Annotated in this window: 24 protein-coding genes and 6 tRNA genes; 13 read left to right on the top strand and 17 right to left on the bottom strand. The window is 58.1% G+C overall.

The genetic code is table 11. The annotated features are described in order from the left end of the window. Positions 1-64: 64 nt before the first annotated feature. The 3 genes from ettA (at position 65) to I6L47_RS18480 (ending at position 3763) form a co-directional block, all read left to right on the top strand. Positions 65-1732 carry an energy-dependent translational throttle protein EttA gene (gene ettA / locus I6L47_RS18490; RefSeq protein WP_005338959.1) on the top strand — a complete coding sequence of 556 codons (1668 nt, stop codon included), beginning with the start codon at positions 65-67 and terminating at the stop codon, positions 1730-1732. A gap of 93 nt (positions 1733-1825) precedes the next feature. Beyond that, the gene (locus I6L47_RS18485; RefSeq protein ID WP_005343410.1) at positions 1826-2155 is read left to right on the top strand and encodes a hypothetical protein; all 330 of its coding nucleotides are present in this window, start codon (positions 1826-1828) and stop codon (positions 2153-2155) included. Positions 2156-2419: 264 nt separating this feature from the next. Next, entirely contained in the window at positions 2420-3763 is a 1344-nt protein-coding gene (locus tag I6L47_RS18480; protein WP_005343409.1) for an NCS2 family permease, read from the top strand. A gap of 317 nt (positions 3764-4080) precedes the next feature. Here the strand turns inward: I6L47_RS18480 and gltX are convergent, their stop codons facing one another. Beyond that, positions 4081-5496, bottom strand: coding sequence for a glutamate--tRNA ligase (gene gltX / locus I6L47_RS18475; protein WP_216948062.1), 1416 nt, complete (start codon positions 5494-5496; stop codon positions 4081-4083). Between the two features lie 274 nt (positions 5497-5770). Here gltX and I6L47_RS18470 point away from each other — a divergent pair, with 274 nt between their 5' ends. The 3 genes from I6L47_RS18470 to I6L47_RS18460 all read left to right on the top strand — a co-directional run bounded on the left by I6L47_RS18470 (position 5771) and on the right by I6L47_RS18460 (position 9125). Continuing rightward, entirely contained in the window at positions 5771-7873 is a 2103-nt protein-coding gene (locus I6L47_RS18470; protein WP_216948061.1) for a methyl-accepting chemotaxis protein, read from the top strand. Positions 7874-7972: 99 nt separating this feature from the next. Next, positions 7973-8641 carry a LysM-like peptidoglycan-binding domain-containing protein gene (locus I6L47_RS18465; protein ID WP_047436096.1) on the top strand — a complete coding sequence of 223 codons (669 nt, stop codon included), beginning with the start codon at positions 7973-7975 and terminating at the stop codon, positions 8639-8641. 274 nt (positions 8642-8915) lie between these two features. Further along, positions 8916-9125: a cold-shock protein gene (locus tag I6L47_RS18460; protein WP_005338972.1), complete on the top strand. Its 210-nt coding sequence runs from the start codon at positions 8916-8918 to the stop codon at positions 9123-9125. Positions 9126-9364: 239 nt separating this feature from the next. On the opposite strand, the gene I6L47_RS18455 is transcribed toward I6L47_RS18460, so the two are convergent. The 7 genes from I6L47_RS18455 to orn form a co-directional block, all read right to left on the bottom strand. Further along, positions 9365-9440 (bottom strand) — tRNA-Gly (locus I6L47_RS18455). Between the two features lie 24 nt (positions 9441-9464). Next, positions 9465-9540 (bottom strand) — tRNA-Gly (locus I6L47_RS18450). 24 nt (positions 9541-9564) lie between these two features. Continuing rightward, positions 9565-9640, bottom strand: a tRNA-Gly gene (locus tag I6L47_RS18445). A gap of 25 nt (positions 9641-9665) precedes the next feature. Beyond that, positions 9666-9741: transfer RNA gene (locus I6L47_RS18440), tRNA-Gly, on the bottom strand. 33 nt (positions 9742-9774) lie between these two features. Continuing rightward, a tRNA-Gly gene (locus tag I6L47_RS18435) sits at positions 9775-9850 on the bottom strand. 37 nt (positions 9851-9887) lie between these two features. Beyond that, positions 9888-9963, bottom strand: a tRNA-Gly gene (locus I6L47_RS18430). A gap of 178 nt (positions 9964-10141) precedes the next feature. Continuing rightward, a complete protein-coding gene (orn, locus tag I6L47_RS18425; RefSeq protein ID WP_164537626.1) occupies positions 10142-10687 on the bottom strand; it encodes an oligoribonuclease in 546 nt (181 codons plus the stop codon). A gap of 91 nt (positions 10688-10778) precedes the next feature. Here orn and rsgA point away from each other — a divergent pair, with 91 nt between their 5' ends. Genes rsgA through I6L47_RS18400 form a run of 5 tightly spaced genes read left to right on the top strand, consistent with a single transcriptional unit; the run spans position 10779 to position 13613 of the window. Further along, the gene (rsgA, locus tag I6L47_RS18420) at positions 10779-11813 is read left to right on the top strand and encodes a small ribosomal subunit biogenesis GTPase RsgA (RefSeq protein ID WP_041202348.1); all 1035 of its coding nucleotides are present in this window, start codon (positions 10779-10781) and stop codon (positions 11811-11813) included. Positions 11814-11841: 28 nt separating this feature from the next. Then, positions 11842-12714, top strand: a complete 873-nt coding sequence (gene asd, locus I6L47_RS18415; RefSeq protein ID WP_216948060.1) for an archaetidylserine decarboxylase — start codon at positions 11842-11844, stop codon at positions 12712-12714. Continuing rightward, positions 12711-12980: a VF530 family DNA-binding protein gene (locus I6L47_RS18410; protein ID WP_005349372.1), complete on the top strand. Its 270-nt coding sequence runs from the start codon at positions 12711-12713 to the stop codon at positions 12978-12980. The genes asd and I6L47_RS18410 overlap by 4 nt, the downstream gene beginning before the upstream one ends. Continuing rightward, complete coding sequence (locus I6L47_RS18405) at positions 12970-13221, top strand: DUF2960 domain-containing protein (RefSeq protein WP_005338984.1); 252 nt, start codon at positions 12970-12972, stop codon at positions 13219-13221. Before I6L47_RS18410 ends, I6L47_RS18405 begins: the two co-directional genes overlap by 11 nt. Before the next feature lie 2 nt (positions 13222-13223). After that, positions 13224-13613: a hypothetical protein gene (locus I6L47_RS18400; protein ID WP_216948059.1), complete on the top strand. Its 390-nt coding sequence runs from the start codon at positions 13224-13226 to the stop codon at positions 13611-13613. A gap of 85 nt (positions 13614-13698) precedes the next feature. On the opposite strand, the gene I6L47_RS18395 is transcribed toward I6L47_RS18400, so the two are convergent. The 9 genes from I6L47_RS18395 to I6L47_RS22555 form a co-directional block, all read right to left on the bottom strand. Continuing rightward, complete coding sequence (locus I6L47_RS18395) at positions 13699-14952, bottom strand: glutamate-5-semialdehyde dehydrogenase (RefSeq protein WP_216948058.1); 1254 nt, start codon at positions 14950-14952, stop codon at positions 13699-13701. 34 nt (positions 14953-14986) lie between these two features. Further along, a complete protein-coding gene (proB, locus tag I6L47_RS18390; protein ID WP_033114873.1) occupies positions 14987-16090 on the bottom strand; it encodes a glutamate 5-kinase in 1104 nt (367 codons plus the stop codon). Between the two features lie 178 nt (positions 16091-16268). Continuing rightward, a complete protein-coding gene (crl, locus tag I6L47_RS18385) occupies positions 16269-16661 on the bottom strand; it encodes a sigma factor-binding protein Crl (RefSeq protein WP_216948057.1) in 393 nt (130 codons plus the stop codon). A gap of 62 nt (positions 16662-16723) precedes the next feature. Next, complete coding sequence (gene frsA, locus I6L47_RS18380; protein WP_005349360.1) at positions 16724-17992, bottom strand: esterase FrsA; 1269 nt, start codon at positions 17990-17992, stop codon at positions 16724-16726. Positions 17993-18164: 172 nt separating this feature from the next. Beyond that, positions 18165-18632 carry a xanthine phosphoribosyltransferase gene (gene gpt / locus I6L47_RS18375; protein ID WP_005339007.1) on the bottom strand — a complete coding sequence of 156 codons (468 nt, stop codon included), beginning with the start codon at positions 18630-18632 and terminating at the stop codon, positions 18165-18167. Positions 18633-18741: 109 nt separating this feature from the next. Next, positions 18742-19788: a tyrosine-type recombinase/integrase gene (locus tag I6L47_RS18370; RefSeq protein WP_216948056.1), complete on the bottom strand. Its 1047-nt coding sequence runs from the start codon at positions 19786-19788 to the stop codon at positions 18742-18744. 27 nt (positions 19789-19815) lie between these two features. Then, positions 19816-20382, bottom strand: coding sequence for a PH domain-containing protein (locus I6L47_RS18365; protein WP_216948055.1), 567 nt, complete (start codon positions 20380-20382; stop codon positions 19816-19818). A 24-nt stretch (positions 20383-20406) separates the two neighbouring features. Then, a complete protein-coding gene (locus tag I6L47_RS18360) occupies positions 20407-20868 on the bottom strand; it encodes a hypothetical protein (RefSeq protein ID WP_167565843.1) in 462 nt (153 codons plus the stop codon). Between the two features lie 15 nt (positions 20869-20883). Further along, on the bottom strand, positions 20884-21645 hold the full coding sequence (locus I6L47_RS22555; protein WP_254204773.1) for a S24 family peptidase: 762 nt from the start codon (positions 21643-21645) through the stop codon (positions 20884-20886). Between the two features lie 153 nt (positions 21646-21798). Here I6L47_RS22555 and I6L47_RS18350 point away from each other — a divergent pair, with 153 nt between their 5' ends. Continuing rightward, positions 21799-22215: a hypothetical protein gene (locus I6L47_RS18350; RefSeq protein ID WP_216948054.1), complete on the top strand. Its 417-nt coding sequence runs from the start codon at positions 21799-21801 to the stop codon at positions 22213-22215. A gap of 33 nt (positions 22216-22248) precedes the next feature. Next, positions 22249-22767, top strand: coding sequence for a phage regulatory CII family protein (locus tag I6L47_RS18345; RefSeq protein WP_164536560.1), 519 nt, complete (start codon positions 22249-22251; stop codon positions 22765-22767). Positions 22768-22774: the final 7 nt, after the last annotated feature.

Here is a 22774-nt window from a genome sequence, read left to right as displayed (position 1 = left end):
CCACCACGACATCAGTCTGTTAATGCCAAGACATTAACCTGCTGAAAAGGAAGAGAATTAGCCAATGGCTCAATTTATTTACACCATGAACCGGGTCGGCAAGGTAGTGCCGCCCAAGCGTCATATTCTCAAGAACATCTCCTTGAGCTTCTTCCCGGGCGCCAAGATCGGCGTGCTGGGTCTGAACGGCGCCGGTAAATCGACCCTGCTGCGCATCATGGCGGGCATCGATACTGAGATCGAAGGGGAAGCCCGTCCGCAGCCCGGCATCAAGATCGGCTACCTGCCACAGGAGCCGAAGCTGGAGCCGGAGCAGACCGTACGCGAAGCGGTCGAAGAGGCCGTTGGCGAGGTGAAACGCGCCATGGCTCGCCTGGACGAGGTCTATGCGGCCTACGCCGACCCGGATGCCGACTTTGACAAGCTGGCCCGCGAACAGGGCGAGCTGGAAGCCATCATCCAGGCCCAGGGTGGCCACAACATGGAAAACCAGCTGGAGCGTGCGGCCGATGCCCTGCGCCTGCCGGCCTGGGATGCCAAGATCAAGCACCTCTCCGGTGGTGAGCGCCGCCGTGTGGCACTGTGCCGTCTGCTGCTGGAAAAGCCGGACATGCTGCTGCTGGACGAACCGACCAACCACCTGGATGCGGAATCCGTGGCCTGGCTCGAGCGCTTCCTGCACGACTACGAAGGCACTGTTGTGGCCATCACCCACGACCGTTACTTCCTCGACAACGTGGCGGGCTGGATCCTGGAGCTGGACCGTGGCGAAGGTATCCCGTGGGAAGGCAACTACTCCTCCTGGCTGGAGCAGAAGGACGCCCGTCTGGCACAGGAAGCAAGTTCCGAAGCGGCCCGTCGCAAGTCCATCGAGAAAGAGCTGGAGTGGGTTCGTCAAAACCCGAAAGGCCGTCAGGCCAAGTCCAAGGCCCGTATGGCTCGATTCGAAGAGCTCAACACCAACGACTACCAGAAGCGCAACGAGACCAACGAGCTGTTCATTCCACCCGGACCGCGCCTCGGCGACAAGGTGGTTGAAGTGGCCAACCTGCGCAAATCCTACGGTGATCGTGTACTGATCGACGATCTGTCGTTTGCCATTCCGAAGGGTGCCATCGTCGGCATCATCGGCCCGAACGGTGCCGGTAAGTCGACCCTGTTCCGCATGATGTCGGGTCAGGAGCAGCCGGATTCCGGTGCCATCACGCTAGGTGAAACCGTGGTGCTGGCCTCTGTCGATCAGTTCCGCGACAGCATGGATGACAAGAAGACGGTATTCGAAGAGGTCGCTGACGGTCAGGATATCCTGCGCATCGGCAACTACGAGTTCCCGAGCCGCGCCTATATCGGTCGCTTCAACTTCAAGGGTTCCGATCAGCAGAAGCGGGTTGGCGAACTCTCGGGTGGTGAGCGCGGTCGTCTGCATCTGGCCAAGCTGCTGCAGACCGGCGGCAACGTGCTGCTGCTGGATGAACCGACCAACGATCTGGATATCGAAACCCTGCGCGCCCTCGAGAACGCCCTGCTGGAGTTCCCGGGTTGTGCCATGGTCATCTCACACGACCGCTGGTTCCTCGACCGTATCGCCACTCACATCCTCGACTATCAGGATGAGGGCAAGATCGAGTTCTTCGAAGGTAACTTTACCGAATACGAAGAGTGGAAGAAGAAGACCTACGGCGCCGAGGCGATCCAGCCGCACCGCGCTAAATATAAGCGCATCGCCAAATAGGGCTGACTGCGTGTTGAGGGGAGCTTCGGCTCCCCTTTCTCTTGCCTTTTGACTTACAATCCTAGACGGATGCCTTTGCATGGATGTAGCACGATGACGACCCCCATAGAGAAAAAACTCACCATCCAGATCCGGGTTGAACCGGGTTGCCTCGGGCCGGATGGCAAGGAGCACATAGAGACCTTCTGTGCTGCTGCCGCCAAGATTTTTGCCGCCGTGGAGCCCGAGCTGGTGAGCTGGGTGCTGATCCCCCGCTACGACAAGCAACTACCGGAGCAGGAGTTCTTTATCGAGGGGCGCAAGCTGACCGAAGAGCAGGCCAGCCTCTTTCTGCGCCGCTTCGGCCGTGAACTGGGTGAAGTGCAAGACCGGCTCGACTCGGTACTGGCCCAGCTGGTCGAGCGCTACTTCAAAACCCTCTAAGCCCCCAATTTTCGATAAAAGGTTCTCTGCTGAGAACCTTTTTTCATGCTCAAAAAGCAAACGTTTGAATTTTTACTCTATTCATTGATCTGCTTCGCAGATCCGGGGTTTGTAAACGGCGCCGCCTGTGTAAAAATGTGCGCGCTGTCACGGTATCAGGACGAGTCTGGTTACTTAACCGCCAGAAACAGGGCAATTTACCCCGCATGGATGGGATAGCCCGTTCCCCTGCTGCTTATTTCACGTCACCTATTGGAATCCAACATGAATCAACAACACCAAGCTGCCAATCAGGCCGCCGGGCAAGGATTGCTTGAGCGCCTGTTTGCCCTGCAAGGCCATGGCACTACCGCCCGCACCGAAGTGATTGCCGGTATCACCACCTTCCTGACCATGGTCTACATCGTGTTCGTCAACCCGCAGATCCTCTCTGCGGCGGGCATGGACACCCAGGCCGTGTTCGTCACCACCTGCCTCATCGCCGGTATCGGCAGCATCCTGATGGGCCTGTTGGCCAACCTGCCGATCGCCCTGGCCCCCGCCATGGGACTTAACGCCTTCTTCGCCTTCGTGGTCGTCGCCGGCATGGGTTACTCCTGGCAAGTGGGCATGGGCACCATCTTCTGGGGCGCCATGGGTCTGTTGATCCTCACCCTGCTGCGGGTGCGTTATTGGCTGATCGGCAACATTCCGCTCACCCTGCGGGTCGGCATCACCGCCGGTATCGGTCTGCTGATCGCCCTGCTCGGCCTGCACAACGCCGGGATCGTCGTGGCCAGCCCCGCGACTATGGTGACCGTAGGCAATCTCACCTCCCTGCCCTGCCTGCTGGGTCTGCTCGGTTTCTTCCTGATCTGCATCTTCTCCGCTCGCGGCGTCCACTCCGCCGTGCTGATCGCCATCGTGGTCACCACGGGTCTGGGCTGGCTGTTTGGCGATGTCACCTTCAAGGGCTTTGTCTCCATGCCCCCCAGCATCGAGCCGGTGTTCGGCCAGCTGGATCTGATGGGATCGCTCGATATCAGCCTCGCCGGGATCATCTTCTCCTTTATGCTGGTCAACCTGTTCGACTCCTCCGGCACCCTGATCGGCGTCACCAACCGCGCCAAGCTGGCCGATGACAAGGGCCACTTCCCGCGCATGAAACAGGCGCTGATGGTGGATAGCGTGAGCTCCGTCGGCGGAGCTTTCATGGGCACCTCCTCGGTTACCGCCTTTATCGAGAGCAGCTCCGGCGTCGCCGTCGGCGGCCGTACCGGTCTGACCGCCATCGTGGTCGGCCTGCTGTTCCTGCTGGCGATCTTCTTCTCTCCGGTCGCCGCCATGGTGCCGGCCTATGCCGCCGCTGGCGCCCTTATCTATGTGGGCGTGCTGATGTGCTCCGAGCTGACCCGGGTGAAGTGGGAAGATCTGACCGAAGCGGTACCGGCCTTTATGACCGCAGTGATGATGCCGTTCAGCTTCTCCATCACCGAGGGGATCGCCGTGGGCTTCATCTCCTACTGCGTGATGAAGGCGGGCACCGGTCGCTGGCGCGAAATCAACCCCTGCGTGCTGGTGGTGGCCCTGCTGTTCGTGCTCAAGTTCGTCTGGGTCGACAGCCACTAAGCGGCACTCTGTCCCAATAAAAATGCCAGTCAGCTGACTGGCATTTTTTTATCCAAAGTATTTTCGGCCTGTGCGCTGGCCATAAAAAAATCCGAAACCAGTGGTTTCGGATTTTTGCTATTCAGTATGTGGCAGAGCGGGGTAATCCCCTCGTCTGCCACATCGGCAGCACTTACTCGGCAGCCATACGGGCTTCGATGTAAGCCAGTGCGCGGTCAATACGCGCCAGTACACGCTCTTTGCCGACCAGCGCCATCACGGCATCGATGGCGGGGGGGATTTACCCAGAACGGTGATGACGACCGGCAACGTCAGGCTTACTCAGCAGCCATACGGGCTTCGATGTAAGCAAGCGCACGGTCGATACGAGCAAGTACGCGCTCTTTGCCGACCAGCGCCATCACGGCATCGATGGCGGGGGATTGGCCCAGACCGGTGACGGCCACACGCAGCGGCATACCAACCTTGCCCATGCCCTGACCCAGCTCGGCGGCGGTCGCTTCAATCAGCTCGTGCAGCGCTTCGGTGGTCCAGCTATCCAGTGCAGCCAGCTTGGTCTTGGCCAGAGCCAGCGGCTCGGCAGCGACGCCACGCAGATGCTTCTTGGCAGCCGCTTCGTCGATCGCCTCAAAATCTTCGAACAGATAGCGGCTCTGGGCGGCCATCTCAACCAGGGTGTTGCAGCGCTCGGCCAGCAGGGTCACCACGTCGGCCAGAGCCGGGCCATTGCTGGTGTCGATCTTCTGGTTTTCCATGTGCCATGCCAGATGCTTGGCAACATAAGCCGGATCCAGGCTGCGCATGTAGTGGTTGTTCAGCCACAGCAGCTTGTCGGTGTTGAAGGCTGAGGCGGACTTGGAGATGGCATCCAGACTGAACAGCTTGATCATCTCTTCCAGGCTGAAGATCTCCTGATCGCCGTGGGACCAGCCCAGACGTACCAGATAGTTCAGCAGCGCTTCCGGCAGGTAGCCGTCATCGCGGTACTGCATCACGGAGACAGCACCGTGGCGCTTGGAGAGCTTGGCACCGTCGTCACCCAGGATCATGGAGACGTGGGCAAACTCCGGCACCGGCGCGTTCAGCGCCTTGTAGATGTTGATCTGGCGCGGGGTGTTGTTGATGTGGTCTTCGCCACGCACCACGTGGGTGATCTCCATGTCCCAGTCATCGACTACAACACAGAAGTTGTAGGTCGGGGCACCGTCGGTACGGCGGATGATCAGATCGTCGAGCTCGGTGTTGGCGAACTCGATGCGGCCACGGACATGGTCATCGAACACCACAGAACCTTCAGTCGGGTTGCGGAAGCGGATAACGTGCGGCGCATCGGCCGGGTGATCGTGGGCGTGGTCGCGGCACTTGCCGTCATAACGGGGCTTCTCGCCGTTGGCCATCTGGCCTTCGCGCAGTGCTTCCAGACGCTCTTTGGAGCAGAAGCACTTGTAGGCGCGGCCATCAGCCAGCATCTCGTCGATCAGCGCGTTGTAGCGATCGAAGCGCTTGGTCTGGTAGTAGGGGCCCTCATCCCAGTTCAGCTCCAACCATTCCATGCCCTCAATGATGGCGTCGATCGCCTCCTGAGTGGAACGTTCCAGGTCGGTATCCTCAATACGCAGCACGAACTCACCGCCCTGGTTCTTTGCAAACAACCAGGAATAGAGTGCGGTACGGGCACCGCCGACATGCAAAAAGCCGGTCGGGCTGGGAGCAAAACGGGTTTTGACTTTCATCTTTAAGCCTTGTGTAGAGGGCCTTGGGCCAATTCGTTAGAAAAAACCGTCGCATTTTAGCACCGACAATCACGGATGGGAAAACCATGACGCCATTGCGGGCTAAAGTAGGGGATTAAATCTGTCGCCATTTGTATCTGTAGCCCGATATTTGAAGAGGATCGCAAAACCGAAGCCCCGTTTCCGATTTGCTATGCACAATGCTGGAGAGCTGCCTCCTCCGGTCGATACCCAAATAACGCTCACCACACTTCTCACGCACAAGGAAGAGACGATGCAGTTCCGTTCTATCCAGAATCGCATTCTAGTGATGGCCGGGATCGCCATGACCGCAGCCCTGGTCATCCTGATCCTGCTCAACCAATACTCCGGCAAACAAACCCAACAACTCACCATCAGCTCCAGCCGTGAAGCGCTGCAGCAGGAGGCATGGCAGAAGGTCAGCGCCAATGCCCGCGCCGAGGCGGCCACCATCACCCAGCTGCTGCAAAAAGGGCTCTCTTACACCCAGCAGATGGCCTGCGCCCTCGCCCTGCAACAACAGGGCAAACTGCCGCTGGATCGCCAACAGGCCACCGACCTGCTCAAGGCGCAGCTCGCCCTTGAACCCCAACTCTATGGCGCCTTCGCCGGCTTCGAACCCAACGGTTTCGACGGTCAGGATGCCAGCTTTGCCGGTCAGACCGCGCTCGGTAGCGACAGCAAGGGGCGCTTTGTCCCCTACTTCTATCGCGACAAGGATCAAATCGGCACCGATCTGCTGCTCTCCATCGAAAAAACCGACCCGGACGAATTCGGCAATCCCGCCAACGACTACTACGCCTGCCCGAAGCGGGAAGGACGCTCTTGTCTGATCGATCCTTTCAAAGTGGATATCAACGGTCAGCAGGTGCTGGTGAGCACCATCACCACCCCCATCATGGTGGATGGTCAGTTCAGGGGGATCGCCGCGCTCGATCTGGCGGTGGACTCCATCAGTCGTCAGGCCAAGAGCCTCAACAGCAATATCTATGACGGCAAGGGCGAAACCCTGATCGTCAGCGCCGCCGGTGTCATCACCGGCACCAGCGGTGATGCCAGCCTGCTCGGTAGCAGCGCAAGTAAGGTGCTGGGCGACCAGTGGCAGCAGTACCTGAAACCGGAAATTCAGCGTCAGGAGCTGGACGAGTCATTCCGTATTTCCGTCCCCATCATGGTGTCGGGAATGAGCCGCAACTGGGCCATCATCGTCACCCTGCCCTACAAGGTGGTACTGGCGGGCGCCGATCAACTGGAAAGCCAGCTGAGCGACATGAACCAGGCAGCCATGACCCAGCAATTGGTGGGCGCCGTTATCGTACTGGTGCTGGCGCTGGCCACCATGCTGGTGATTGCCCGCAGCATCACTGGCCCCATCCGTCAGATGGTCAGCTTGGTGGATGACATCGCCGATGGTGAAGGGGATCTCACCAAACGCCTCACGACCCGCTCGGTGGATGAGCTGGGGGATCTCGCCAAGGGGATAAACCGCTTTATCGACAAGCTGCAAGGGCTGCTCGGGGATGTGCTCAAGACTGCCAGCGAGGTGAACCGCTACGCCGGTGATACCGATCGCATCGCCGGCCAGACCGACAACAACCTGCAGCACCATCAGGCGGAGATGGAGCAGATGCTGACTGCGGTGCAGGAGATGTCCTACGTCAGTCAGGAGGTCGCCACCCACGCCAACAACACCGCCGACTCGGCCAAACAGGCGCAAGGCGCAGCCGATCAGGGCAAGGAGCGCTTCCAGCAGGTGATCCAGTCGATGCACAAGGTCGCGGCAGAAGCCGGTAAAGGGGCCGAAGTGGTGGAAGGGCTGGCTCACGACAGCGCCCAGATCACCAGCATCCTCACCGTCATTCAGGGGATTGCCGATCAGACCAACCTGCTGGCTCTCAACGCTGCCATCGAGGCAGCACGGGCTGGCGAACAGGGCCGCGGCTTTGCGGTGGTGGCCGACGAGGTGCGCAAACTGGCGGGCAATACCCAGCAGGCGGTGCAGAACACCCAGGAGTTGATAGAGAAGATCCGCCTCAGCTCCACCAATGCAGTCAACGCTATCACCCAGAGCCAGCAGCTGACCCATCAGGCGGTGGGCGAGGCGGATCTGGCGGAAGAGGCGCTCGGCAGCATCTACCAGGCCATCTCCACCATCAACGACATGACCTATCAGATCGCCTCCGCCGCCGAAGAGCAGAGCTCGGTCTCAGAAACCGTCTCCGGCAACCTGTCAAAAACCAACGCACTGGCCAACGACATTGCTCAGGATGCGACCGAAACGGCCAAAGCCAGTCAGGCATTGCGTCAGGCGGCCGACAAATTGCAGCAATTATTGGGTCAATTTCGTCTCAGCTGATAATTTTCCGCCTCAGGACTCTCCCCCTCGGGGGCGAGTCCGTTTACCATAGGCGACGAATTTGCCTGATGGCAGGCAATGTAGTGAGAGGTAAATGCCGTGCCCACCCCGGACCGTCGCCCACGAGGCCATAACAGACGAGCCCAGCAGCGTCGCCAAGACGAATCACAAGGATCCCTGCTCCATCGCATCAATGCCGCGACCCTGTCCCTGCGCCAACGTTTTGGCCAAGGGATGAGCAACCTCGGCCAACGCCGCCAGGATGCCAAAGCAGGCAAATTCAAGCTGTCCAGCCCGCTGCCCCGCAAAAACACCATAGGTCTGCTGATCCTGATCCCGCTCTGGCTGCTGGTGCTGGCCTGGGAGCCGGCACCATCCGCCCCCAAAGCCGCCCCTTCCGGCTCTCTGGAAGTGCCGCTGGCCGTGCCTGCTCAAGCTCTAACTGTCGGCAGTGGCGCTGCAGGCAGTGCGCCCGCGGCAGCCAAGCCGGTCGAAGAGAAGGTCAACGGCACCTGGCTGCAACACGATGTGCAGGCGGGTGAGACCCTCTACTCCATCTGGCGTAAATTCGAGTTGCCGGGTGCCGAGCTGAGCCGCCTGATCGCCATCGAGGGGCCGGATCGTCCCCTGACCCGCCTGCAATCGGGCCGCTCTATCTTCATCCTGGTGGACGACACCCGCCGCATCCAGCGGGTGGAGATCCGCTCCTACGGTCAGGCGGTTTACCGCTACGACCGGCAGGGCGAAGGGTTCGCCCTCAAGGAATAACAAAAACGGGAGGCGCTGGCCTCCCGTTTTTTTCAGTCAAATATCTTCAAATAAGCTACTGACTTCACAATATTTTTAGCTTGTTCAAAAAACGAAAGGGGTCAAATTGACAAGGATCGGCGCTAACGTACAATCGTTTGTGCTTTAGACAGGGATTGTTCTACGTGCTACTGGGACAAAGAGACGTGGTCAGTCATGAGCCAACCCCTGCTTGCAAGGCAAATGCAGCCCAGCACGGGCTTAGTTTCATTTTGTTATTGATAGGATTTAGCACATGTCTGACATTCGCACCGGCCAGGTAAAATGGTTCAACGAAACCAAAGGTTTTGGCTTTATTGAACAATCCCAGGGTCCGGACGTATTCGTTCACTTCTCCTCCATCCAGAGCACCGGTTTCAAAACCCTGGCTGAAGGTCAAAAAGTCCAGTTCACTGTGACCCAGGGCAAAAAAGGCCCTCAGGCTGAAAACGTTACTCTGGTCTAAGCCCGCGCCAGTGAATCATGCAGGAGGAGCCAAGGCCCCTCCTCTTTTTTGCCCGCAATTCTCGCCCCCCACCACCTGTCACAACCGCTTGCCTCGTACAATCCGCACCATGAGCCCACATCCCCTTCCTGTTGGCAGGAGGTGGTAGAGACGCGCTGAGTAAACGCCAGATACGACAAAGCATCGCAGTGCGATGTGAAGGGCAATTCAAAGGGATTATGAAAACTTCGAAGAGAGATTGGAGCGGGAAACGAGACTCGAACTCGCGACCCCGACCTTGGCAAGGTCGTGCTCTACCAACTGAGCTATTCCCGCAACAGAATGTCATTTACAAGTGATTGGAGCGGGAAACGAGACTCGAACTCGCGACCCCGACCTTGGCAAGGTCGTGCTCTACCAACTGAGCTATTCCCGCAACATAATGTCATCTGCAAGTGATTGGAGCGGGAAACGAGACTCGAACTCGCGACCCCGACCTTGGCAAGGTCGTGCTCTACCAACTGAGCTATTCCCGCATCGGAATATCACTTACAAATTTTTTGGAGCGGGAAACGAGACTCGAACTCGCGACCCCGACCTTGGCAAGGTCGTGCTCTACCAACTGAGCTATTCCCGCAACAATTTGGTTGTCTTGAGGCTGGCTGATGATTGGAGCGGGAAACGAGACTCGAACTCGCGACCCCGACCTTGGCAAGGTCGTGCTCTACCAACTGAGCTATTCCCGCATCGGGCTGGTTTGCACCAGTGTCATCATCAGATTTTTGGAGCGGGAAACGAGACTCGAACTCGCGACCCCGACCTTGGCAAGGTCGTGCTCTACCAACTGAGCTATTCCCGCAACTACCTTAAAACAGGCCGTACAGCATTTGGTTGCTTGCGCTACTGTACGGGAGCCGAATTATAAGAGCAGTCATTCCAATTGCAAGGGCTTTTTTGTCTGGTTGCGCGCGTTCGCTCAAAAGCTGGCCGAACTGTCGATTTTAGCAGCCAGAGTATGACAAACCCTTGCCGGGGAATCAGATCTTGAAGACGTGGCTGCGATAGAACTGCAGCTCGGCGATGGATTCGCGGATATCGTCCAGCGCCTGGTGGGTGCCGCTCTTCTTGAACTGATCCAGCAGTTCCGGCTGCCAGCGGCGTACCAGCTCCTTGATGGTACTGACGTCAACGTTGCGGTAGTGGAAGAAGGCTTCCAGATCGCTCATGTGCTTGACCATGAAGCGGCGATCCTGACCGATGCTGTTGCCGCACAGCGGGCTGGTGCGCTCCGGCACCCACTGGCGAATGAACTCGAGGGTCTCGGCAATGGCTTTCGCCTCGTCGTGCTGACTCGCCTTGACCCGGGCCACCAGACCGCTCTTGGTATGGGTGTTGACATTCCAGTCGTCCATCTTGGCCAGCTCTTCATCACTCTGATGAATGGCGATGACCGGTCCTTCGGCCAGTACGTTCAGATCCTTGTCGGTGACTATGGTGGCAATCTCCAGTACCACGTTCTCTTCGGGGTCGAGACCCGTCATCTCCATGTCGATCCATACCAGGTTCTGCGCGCTGACTGTCATGATTGCTCTCTCTATTGGGAGGAATGGCGGAATTTTGCCAATTTGCATGTATCATACTGGCTTTGGATCTGTTCATAAACTGGCGAATCGAGTGGCAAAGAAAGCAAAACTCAATCTGGGTCAACAAAGGCGCGTCCAGGCCAACCGCGAACGGCGGCTGCAAAAAGATCACACCACAGTGGTGGATGACACCCTGTTTGGCCCCGCCATCGAAGGGGTGGTGATCAGTCGTTTTGGTCAGCACGCAGACGTGGAAGCGGTCGATGGCACCATCCACCGCAGCAACCTGCGGCGCAGCAGCATCAGCAGTCTGGTGTGCGGCGACAAGGTGGTGTGGCGTCCCGGCCTCAATGCCGCGACAGCGGGCGTCATCGAGGCGGTGCATCCGCGCCACTCGGTACTGACCCGGCCGGACTTCTACGACGGGGTCAAACCCATCGCAGCCAACATCGACCAGATCATCATCGTCTCGGCGGTGATGCCCGAGTTCTCCACCAACATCGTCGACCGCTATCTGGTGGCCGCCGAGGATGTGGAGATCCGCCCCCTCATCGTGCTGAACAAGGTCGATATGCTCGATGATGCCGCCAGAGCGCGCATCGAAAGCCAGCTCGAAACCTACCGCAAACTCAATTACGAGGTGCTGCTGGTGAGCTGCGAGAGCGGCGAAGGGCTGGATGAACTCAAGGCAGCCCTGACCGACAAGATCAGCATCTTCGTTGGCCAGTCCGGGGTGGGCAAATCCTCGCTCACCAACGCCCTGATGCCGGGGCTGGATGTACTGACCGGCGAGATCTCCGAAAACTCGGGGCTCGGCCAGCACACCACCACCACGGCGCGGCTCTACCACTTCCCGAGCGGTGGCGATCTCATCGACTCCCCCGGGATCCGCGAGTTCGCCCTCTGGCATCTGGAGGCCGACCGCATCACCTGGTGCTTCGTTGAGTTTCGAGACTATCTTGGTGGCTGCAAGTTCCGCGACTGTACCCACAAGGACGATCCCGGCTGTGCCCTGCGCGCCGCGGTCGACGCGGGCGCCATCAGCGCCGATCGCTTCCACAACTATCACCGCATCCTGGAAACCATGCAGGAAGCCCGTCACGGTCGCCAACAGGCACGCCTGTGACCCTGTTTAACCTACGTTGATGATGAACATGAGCATTACTGACAACCTGAAAATTGCCGGTCAATACTGTCTGCCCAAGCACGCCCTCTCCCGTCTGATCGGCAAATTTGCCGCTGCCGAAGCGGGCAACATCACCACTAAAGTGATCGAGGCTTTTATCAAGCAGTACCAGGTCGACATGAGCGAGGCGCTGCACGAGAGCCCGGCCCACTACAAGAGCTTCAACGAGTTCTTCACCCGCGAGCTCAAGCCCGGCATCCGCCCCGTGGCAGAGGATGCCATGACTCTGGCGCTGCCGGTCGATGGCACCGTCAGCCAGCTCGGCCCGATCCAGCAGGGTCGCATCATTCAGGCCAAGGGCCACGACTACAGCGCCCGCGAGCTGCTGGGCGGCTATGAGGATCTGGTTGCGCCGTTCAAGGATGGCGACTTCGCCACCATCTATCTGGCGCCCAAGGATTACCACCGCATCCACATGCCGCTGGATGGCGTGCTGGAGAGCATGGTGTTCGTGCCGGGGGATCTCTTCTCCGTCAACCCGCTTACCGCCGAGAACGTGCCGAACCTGTTTGCCCGCAACGAGCGGGTGGTGGCCACCTTCCGCACCCCGCACGGCCCCATGGCACTGGTGCTGGTCGGTGCCACTATCGTGGCCAGCATCGAGACCATCTGGGCTGGCAACATTGCGCCGACCAAAGAGAAAAAGGTGGTGCGCTGGGACTACACCGGCGACGAGGCCATTACCCTGCAAAAAGGTGCTGAAATGGGCCTGTTCAAGCTGGGCAGCACCGTGGTCTGCCTGTTTGGCCCGGGCATGCTGGCCGGTTTCGAACCCCATCTGGCCAACGGCGTCACCACCCGCATGGGTCAGCCCTTTGCCAAGCTGGCGGAGCAGGCATGAGCGAGCAACCGAACGCCTCGCAGAAGAACAACCCGCTGCACGGGCTGACGCTGGAAGCCATCGTCACCGCGCTGGTCGAACACTACGGCTGGGAAGAGCTGGGGCAGCAGATCAATATCCGCTGCTTCACCGATAATCCCAGCATCAAGTCCAGCCTGAAGTTCTTGCGCAAGACCCCCTGGGCTCGGGAGAAGGTCGAAAGCCTCTACCTCTACGTCCAGCGCAAGCAAGCCAAATCGAAGAAGGAAGGGCAAGATGGCCTTTAAGATTACGTATACCTACAAAAAGCAGGCCAAAGAGATCGGCTACGCGAACGACAAGTTCCGCAGCATCTACGACGCCATCGCCGCTGCCGAAGGGCTGGATCTCACCAGTTTTCACGCCATGGAGGCCCAGCTGGCTCAGGTTTGTCGCCGCGACAAGAAAAGCGTGAAGGATTACCAGGAGAACTACTTCAAAGAGTTGGGATTCTCCAACATCGTCATCGAACGGGATCTGCAGGAGTAACCATGCGCACATTGACTCTGATGGCTGCCTCTCTGCTGCTGGCGGCATGCAGTACACCGGAACAACATCTGGTGGGCGGCGATCGCGACAGCCACGGCTGTATCGGCAGTGCGGGCTATCAGTGGTCAGCGCTGACTGGCAAATGTGTGCGCCTGTTTGAAGAGGGTATCCGGCTCAATCCAACCGATACCAGCCAGACCAGCAGCGCCTTCGTGCTGTTCAACGCCGATCAGACGCAGGCCGAACTGCATCTACCAAGCGGCGAGCAGCACCTGCTGACCCGTCAAGGTGCGGAGGGCAACTGGTCGTGGCAGGGCAGCGGCTACACCCTCTTTATCTGGAAGGGTTATGTGCTCAAGCACGGTGACAAGGCGCTCTATCACGGGGAATAACCCGATCGCCTGATATCTTCGCGATATCCACCAAATAAAATGCCGACCCAAGAGTCGGCATTTTTGTATCTGACACAACCGGTTATCAGGCGCGGCTGAGGTAATCGGCCTGCCCTACCCACTTGTAGCTGGTGAGCTCGGTGAGCCCCATGGGGCCACGGGCATGCAGCATCTGGGTCGAGACCGCCACTTCAGCGCCCAGACCAAACTGGCCGCCATCGGTGAAACGGGTCGAGGCGTTGACATAGACAGCCGCCGAGCCGGCGCCATTGACGAAACGCTCGGCGTTGGCCAGATCGTTGGTCAGGATGGCATCGGAGTGGCCGGCGTTGTGCTCGCGCATATGGGCCAGCGCCTCGTTCACATCCGCCACCAACTTGACCCCCAGGGTCAGCCCGAGCCACTCGGTATCGAAATCCTCCGGCCCCGCCTCGCACAGGTTGTCGGCACCCGCCAACTGCGTCATGGCGTTGGGCGCGGCCACCAGCGTCACCTTGCGCTCGTTCATCAGCGTCACCAGCTGCGGCAGGAAAGCCGAAGCGACTTTCTCGTGTACCAGCAGAGTATCGAGGGCATTACAGGCGGAGGGGCGTTGCACCTTGGCGTTGTCGATGACCGCCAGAGAGCGCACCAGATCGGCACTCTCGTCGACGAAAATATGGCTGATACCGAACCCGCCGATGATGACCGGGATGGAGCTGTTCTCCTTGCACATCTTGTGCAGGCCGGCACCGCCACGGGGGATGATCATGTCCACATAGCGGTCGAGACGCAGCAACTCGCCGACCAGCGCCCGATCCGGGTTGTCGATGTACTGCACCGCCGCCTCGGGCAGACCGGAGGCCGCCAAGGCATGCTGGATCACCCGCACCAGCTCCAGATTGGAGTGGAAGGTCTCGCGCCCACCACGCAATATGCTGGCGTTGCCAGTCTTGAGGCAGAGGCTGGCGATGTCGATGGTGACGTTGGGGCGCGCCTCGTAGATGACGCCGATAACCCCGATGGGCACCCGACGACGAGAGAGTCGCAGGCCATTTTCCAGCACCCGGCTATCCATTTCGGCGCCGACCGGGTCATCCAGCATGATCACCTTGCGCACATCCGCCACAATCCCGGCCAGCCGGGCCGGATTGAGCAGCAGGCGATCCAGCATGGCTTCTGACAAGCCCGCCTCACGGCCGGCGGCGATATCTTTCGCGTTGGCGACGAGGATCTGCTCACTGCGCGCCTCCAGCTCGTCGGCGATGGCGGCCAGCGCCCGGTTCTTCTGCGCCGTGCTGACGGTAGCCAGCTGATAGGCGGCTTCACGGGCCGCCTGCCCCATTTTCTCCAGACTCATCTCATTTCCCTTTGTTCATGCCGTGCCGCCCTGATTAGAGCAGCACCATGTCGTCTCGATGGATAGCCACAGAGCCGTAGCCATAGCCCAATACCTGCTCAATCTGGTCCGAGTGGACGCCGCGCAGCTTATCCAGCTCCAGATGGTCGTAACGGCAGATGCCGCGGGCCAGCTCGGCGCCCTTGGGATCAAGAATGCGCACCACATCGCCCCGAATAAAGTCGCCCTTGACCGCGACGATCCCCTTGGGCAGCAGGCTGGAGCCTTTCTCCTTCATGGCGGCGACAGCCCCCTGATCCACATGGACTTCTCCGTGAGGGGGCGGGCCTGCCAGGATCCAGCTCTTGCGCCCTTCCAGCGGGGAGGCCAGCGCCGGGAAGAGGGTACCGATACGCTCGCCCTTGGCGAGACGGCCGATCACCTCCGGCATCTGGCCGGTCGCGATCACCACGTTGACGCCGGCCCGACGCGCCACATCGGCCGCCTGCAGCTTGGTGGCCATGCCGCCAGTACCGAGGCCGCTGACACTGTCACCTGCCAGCGAGCGCAGGGTATCGTCGATGGTCTGCACCTCTTCAATGAGCTGGGCATCCGGATTGGTGCGCGGATCGGCGGTAAACAGCCCCTTCTGGTCGGTTAGCAGGATCAGCAGATCCGCATCCGCCAGAATGGCGGCCCGCGCGGAGAGGTTGTCGTTGTCGCCGACCTTGATCTCGGCGGTCGCCACTGCATCGTTTTCGTTGATGACCGGAATAATGCGGTGGTCGAGCAGGGTGCGCATGGTGTCGCGGGCATTGAGGTAGCGCTCCCGATCTTCCAGATCGGCGCGGGTCAGCAGCATCTGGCCGATATGCAGACCGTAGAGGTTGAACAGATCCTGCCATACCCGAATAAGCTGGGTCTGACCAACCGCCGCCAGCATCTGCTTGTTGGGAAGGGTTGGCGCCAGTGGCGGGTGACCCAGATGTTCACGCCCGGCGGCGATAGCTCCTGATGTGACGACCACGACCCGATGGCCGTGACGGTGCAAGGCCGCACACTGTCTGACCAGCTCGACCATATGGGCACGATTGAGCTGGGAAGACCCCCCTGTGAGCACGCTGGTGCCCAACTTGACGACTATGGTTCTGTTTTCCATGGGAGCATAAAGGCTAAAAAGTAAGGAATATCTTTATACCCACGGCCATGGTGCCCTGCAAGGCAATTAACGCCGGGGTGAGGAGATGGGGCAAAGCCCGGATGATTGCGGTCGGAAGGGGAGATGGCTGACTGATGGCCCGGCAAACAGCGGGATGCTGCTCACCGGGCATCAGGGATCAAGCTGCGGTCACGGTCAACTCATTGGTGACCTGATCCGCTGGCGCTAACTGGCACTCCAGTGCCGTCAGTTTGTCGCTGATGAGCTTGTAGAAACGGTTGAGGGTCCGCTCCACTTCTACCTGGTGCTTCTTGGGGATCGGCTTGTCCAGCCACTCACCATCAGCATTGTAGAAACCGAGCTGATAGTGGTAACGGAAATGGTGATCGTCCTGCTCCAGCACCAGCCACCAGCCCCAGAACTCCCGCTTGTCCGGCGCCGACTTGGCGCTGACACAGACCGACAGGCAGTCGAAACGATAACGCCCCTCTTCGCAGAGATCCTCACGCAAATAGGGGCCAATGGCAGCAAACTGCCTCAGCAGTCGCTTGTAGGTCACTCTTTCAGACATGTTAACCTCCCTGTTAAACAAGCCGCGCCACCTCGGGATGGCGTCAGTTCTTTAGCGCAATGTCAGGTACATAAATGCTGTTTCAGCCACTCGACGATTTCGTCCAGCGCCTTGTCATACACCTCCAGCAAAGGCTGCTTGTCGAATACGATGGCCTTGCCGTTACGACTGGCCGCCGCCAATGCCCGTACATCCTGCTCGGGACAAATAAAATCTCGCTTGTGTCCAATACTCAATATCGGCACCGAGGTGCGAGTCCCCAGTAATCCTTGTGTTTTAAGTGAAAATACCTGGCACTTGGTACGCATGCCGTCCCACTGCGCCGCATCAGCCCCCAACCGGTTGGCCAGACTGTCCCGCATCATGCGCGGACACTTGGCAAACAGCTCCTGATTGGTAAACACCTGATTGACCCCGGCGCCGACACAGACCACGGTGCGTAGCTTGAACGGCTCGATAAAGGCCAGTCTGGCTGCGATATTACCCGCCAGACGCATCCCCACCATGGCGATACGCTGATGATCGACCCAAGCCACTTCGGAGAGGTAATGGAGCACCGCCTGATGGAGACGGCTGGTATCCTGCACCAGCGGCCAATGCTCGGCATAGCCGACCCCGGGCATATCGAGGGAGAGCATGCCGATACCGTTGGGCTCGAGCCGTTTGAGATAGAAGTTGAGGAAATCGAGCTGCAGGGAGTCGATCCCGCCGCTGATGATCACCAGCGGCACCGGTTTTTCGGTCGTCGGCAGGTGGAGATAACCCTGAATATGCTTGCCGCGAAAAGGCACCTGGATCTCTTTGAGCGGCACCTTGAACAGGCGACCCGCCTCGCGATAGGCCATGTTACCGAGCAGCTGGGCCTGATCCGCCAGCTCGTCATCCTTGAGATGGGGATAGCTGGCGATGGAGTAGTAGCGCACCGCCTTGAGCAGCTGTTTCAAGGCGCCAGAAGGATCACCCTTCTCGCGCAGTTCGCGGCCCTGCTTGAAATAGTTGCCAGCCACCTGGCTCCACTCGTAGATCCAGTTGCCGGGCACATAGCCCTTGATGGTATCGAGATAGCAATCGTGGGTGCGCTCGCCGGTCGCCATGGCGATGCGGGCCAGGGTCTGCTCCACTTCGATGGGGTCTGCCCCCTGCCAAGTCCAGGAGGGGCGGCGCAGCAAGCGATACCAGCTCTTTGACATGGAGCCGTCGATAAACATCTCGTCTGACTCGGCTTGCGCCAGATCAGCCGCACTGGAGTTGGAGATCTCGGATGTTTCCAATACCTTCTTGACGCGGGTAAAGAGCTGTTCGGTCAGGTTTAGGTCTTCGTTCAAGTCCAAGATAGTGTCCCATTCATATCAGGCAATAGCTCATCTTAACCACTTTTACTGCCCATCAGCCACCCTGCAACAGATTGATACACAAAAAAACAGGGCTCCAAATTGGAGCCCTGTGAAACCATTATTGCCGGTTGCGACCAATGGACGCAGCGAGCGTCACATCCCGATCCCGTTACTTTTCGTCGCAGATCGGTGTGGCGAACTCCAGTGCCATATCCCACGGCTGTTCAATCCAGGTATCCTGCGGGATCGCCACTTCGAAATCGTCCAGCAGCGCTTCGCCCATCGGCTTAGCAAAGATCGCGATGAACTTGGCTTTCGGATAGAGCTCGCGGATTGCCTTGGCGGTAGTGCCGGTATCCACCAGATCTTCCACCACCAGCCAGCCTTCGCCGTCACCGGCGGTGGTGGCAGCCTTCACGACCACCAGCTCGCGCTGGCTGTCATGGTCATAGCTGGAGATGCAGAGGGTTTCCACATTACGAATGCCAAGTTCACGGGCCATCAGGGCTGCGGGCACCAGGCCACCACGGCTGACCGCGATGATACCTTTCCACTGGCTGACAGGCAGCTGACGACGGGCCAGACGGCGAGCTTCACGTTGCAGGTTGTCCCACGACACATAGAATTTTTTAGGCATAGTAATGAACTCAACGACTTATAGTTAAAACAAAGGGTTATAGCGCAACGGTGCGCCGTGTTATGCAATGCTTACGTAATTCTGCCGCCACTTTGCCGCCATTTTTTGCCTATGAGTGAGGGCTGGCCAGAGGGTTTAATCTGACCGCGTCATCCAGATGATCGGGGGCAAAGTGGGCGTATCTCATGGTCATCGTGATAGTGCTGTGACCGAGGATGCGCTGTAGGACAAGGATATTACCACCGTTCATCATGAAATGGCTCGCAAACGTATGCCGCAGGACGTGAGAAAGTTGCCCTTCGGGCAGTTTTACCCCTGAATTTTCGGCGGCGTATTCGAATGCGTCATAGCATGGGGGGAACAGCTTGCCCTCATAGAGGCCCCGCTTGGGGATGAGTTCATAGAGTTCGGGCGAGATAGGGACCGAGCGATTGCGCTTGCTCTTGGTCTGGGTGAAGGTCAGCCGGTATTTGCTCACCTGGGATCGGGTCAACCCCTGCACCTCAGACCAGCGGGCGCCGGTGGCCAGACAGAGCTTGACCACAGTGGTCAGGGCCGGAACGCGGCTTTTTGCACAGCTGGCCAGCAGCAGGTCGATCTCGGCCGCCGTCAGGAACGACATTTCATTCTCTTGGGTCTTCACCTTGCGCAGCCCGGTCAGCGGGTGGGGATTGACCCACTCCCCCAACCGGATCAGCTCGCCGAACACCGCATTGAGCAGCCGCTGCTCATCGTTGACCGTCTTTGGCCCTGCCGCCCTGTCTCTGCATCGCCCGGGAAAGATGATGGCCCCAGTGAGCCGCCCCTCGCGGTAGGCGGCAAAATGGCTCTTGTTGAAATCGACGGCGTAGGGGTCACCCATCGCACCGGCCATCAGGTCGAGCTTGCGCCTGACCTGATCCCCCGCGACCAGCGTCTGGCCGTGCAGGCGGTACCACTGCTCGATGATGTCGGATAACCGGCGCTTATCTTCGGTCACCTTGTTGGCCGTCAGCCAGGGGTTGCTGTTGCTCTCTTCGAGTAGCCACTTCTCCCACACCTGCGCCTCGCCCTTGGTGGCGAACCGCTTGCGCTTGCGGGGGCCGTCGCGGCCTTGGGGATAGACTTCGGCAAGCCAGGGGCGCGGCTTGCCGTCATCGAGTTTGCGGACTGTCATAAAAACACCAAGTGCATGCCGACAACTCTACGCATTAAGCAATTTGGCTTTTTGTTGCTCGAACTCATCTGGAGTTAACACCCCTTTATCCTTAAGAGATGCGAGCCGTTCAAGCTGAGAAATTAAATCATTGTTATCTGATGGTTTAGAGGTATGTGGTTGAGTGGTGCCATGATTTTTTCTTGCCTCTATGGCATCACGGATTTTATTTGTGAAGTTGACGACCGTTTTTTTCTGGACGTTTTTTATCGTGCGAGTTGTAGCGCCATCCTGAATGCTGATGCTTCCAAGAAGTAGGCCGGTTTCACCGGACACGGCATTTACTTTATCAAGGTCGATAATTGCCTGTTTTAGACCGAATAGAATACCTTTGTCTAAAAAGATGACTCGTTTATCAGTCAGTGTTATCAACCACGTATTGCCATCCATAAGGCCGGATGTAAATGAAATTACTCGTTCACCATCAAGAAGGATCTCTGGTAAATGATTGAGCTCTTTCTTGGTGAAAAACATATCATCGCCAACCTCGGCAGCGATTCTTTTACATTCGGCTTTGCGTTCAGCTGCAGATGCGTTTTTAAAATCGAATCCCATAATAAACATCCCGTGTAAATGTTGTTATTGTTCGCTAAGGCAGTGTTCTACCATCTCGTAGTCGATGCCCCACTCTCTCTTGCATTCAGATACGGCACTACCTGAGTAATTAATTTCTATGCTGCGCTTGGCTGCTCGTTGGCTTTTAATGCAATGCTCTTGCATCTCATGATCGCCCTGCCACTCACTGGTGCAGTAACGAGTTATTTCGTCATCAGGCTCATTGCCGACTTTTCGTTGCGCTTTGGTTTGTTCTTTGTAGCAATGAAGTCCCATCACATAGTCAGGCAACCATTCGTCAGCGCATCGTTGCTTGATTGCTCCGGTTAACTCAGAGAAGTCTGACTTGGCTGAACGCTGTTCCTGATAGCAGTGCTGATACATTTCATCATCATCAGGCCACTCACCAGAACAGAATTCACTGATGTTATTTGCTGATAAAGCTGGCATAGAAGCCAGCATCAACAAGGCAAGCGTCTTCTTCATTCCACCTCCTTATGGTTAAAACTTTTTCCCTACCCGAACCACGCGCCCAACGATATGGACATCTTGGCGCTGTTCTTTTGTGACCACCTGTTCACCATAAACAGGGTTGTCAGAAATAATTTTGAAGCCGCCAAACGGGTCGAACTGCAGGCGCTTGACCAGCAGGCTGTCACCGATGCGCAAAACATAAATGCCATCCCGCAATGACTCACCGTTACAAAGGCTGATCAGGATCTTCTCGTTGTTACTGATGGTCGGCTCCATCGAGTCACCCTTGGCCCGGATGATTGCCAGTCGCTCAGGCTTGAGGCCGTCCCCTTTCAATTCATCTGTTCTGAACGGCTCGGGAGGGAGCTTCAACTCATCGGCAATAACGGCGCCGTGCCCAGCTGATGCGAATACGTGGTAGCTATCTACGAGGGTGATCTCTTCTGCGTTGGTGCTGTATGACGCCTGAGAATCTTTCAGTGAACTGTTGTCGTGACCCTGATCGCCTGCATCAGTAGCGGCAAGTTTGCTGATGGGGGATGTAGCCAGCTGCTCGGGTACCTCACCGATGCCCATACATAACCAGACGAATAGCGCAGGGTCATGGCCAGCAATTTGGGACACCAAGGCTACGGACGGCATAGTCTCACCGAGGCAATACTTCCTGACAACGGCGTCACTAACACCAACCCTACGCCCGAAAGAACTGTAGGTTTCTCTTCCTACTAGCTGTTTCATTCGGCTGGAGAACGCTTCCAGGTCAAAGGCTGTGCCGTTAAGAATCTTCATGGAATTACACCTCTGATCACAAGTTCACACTTTTAAGTTGCGCACCTCTGCGTCATTGGATATTCTTACTTTAAATCAGCAACACACACCAATCGTCGGGATTAAGAGTGTTTTTCTGTTGATAGGTAAGAATTGGACGCATAGGAGCGCAGTATGACGCAACAAGACATCAAAAAACAGCCTATAGGGCGCACTGACGCACCAGTAGGTGACGAATCTCACCAATCCGGCGACCTGCTGGCTGCTGCTGTATTGCGCGAGCTGGAGACCATCAAACAGAGCTTGGCGCTCTCCGTCCTGCCAGCTATTCCGCTGGAAGCTTTCCTGACGATGTTGCGAGAAGAATTCAAGTTTGACCTGCCGGTGCGTACCGCTCAGGCAATGATTGCTGATGGCCGCATCCCCCAACTGCCCAAGTTGAGCACGAAGGACAAGCCGTGGGTCAATCTGGTGCGCTGGCGTGAGATGGCTAAAGAGCCATCCAACTATCTGCATATGGCACATGAAAACTCCCGTCACCGCATAGCCAAACCTGCAACCACCAAGTCAAAGCAGCAGCGAGCTGCTTGACCTAACGGTAGCGATTGAGCACAGGGGGTTAAAGTGTCTACCAATAAGCCTAGCGCACACACCGGATTTGCGAGCGCCTGCGACCGATTTAAAGCAGCGCACGACCTTGAGGCCATTGCACACGCGATCGGCATGAGCGGCCATGTGCTGCGCAACAAGTTCAATCCGGCGCAAGAGCGGCACAAGCTGACCGCGACAGACCTTATCGACATCTACCGCGTCACCGGTGACGACACCCTGTTTGATGGCCTGCTGTTTGATTGCCAGCTCACCGCCGTTCGCCTGCCTTCTTCCGATGCGGTGATCCAGCCAGAGGCCCGCGCCCAGCAGGCGCTCAACGCTGGCGCCAACATCCTCGGCGTGACGGCTCAGGCTACCCAGGTGCTCACCACAGGCCGCGTCACCAAACACCATCGCAATGCCGTGATGACCGGATTAATGGCGGGCATCGAGCACATGGTGCTGCTCGCCACCGAAATCGAACAGAAATTCAATTCCGTCCCCACCCTCGCCTGTGCCGCCGATATCGCGCGCGCCAGCCTGGGAGCATAGGAGAACA

It is taken from the genome of Aeromonas sp. FDAARGOS 1417 (genome assembly GCF_019046985.1).
Classification (GTDB): Bacteria; Pseudomonadota; Gammaproteobacteria; order Enterobacterales; family Aeromonadaceae; genus Aeromonas; species Aeromonas veronii.
The sequence above is the reverse complement of the archived record's forward strand: the minus strand, read 5'-3'. Positions and strand labels throughout refer to the sequence as shown.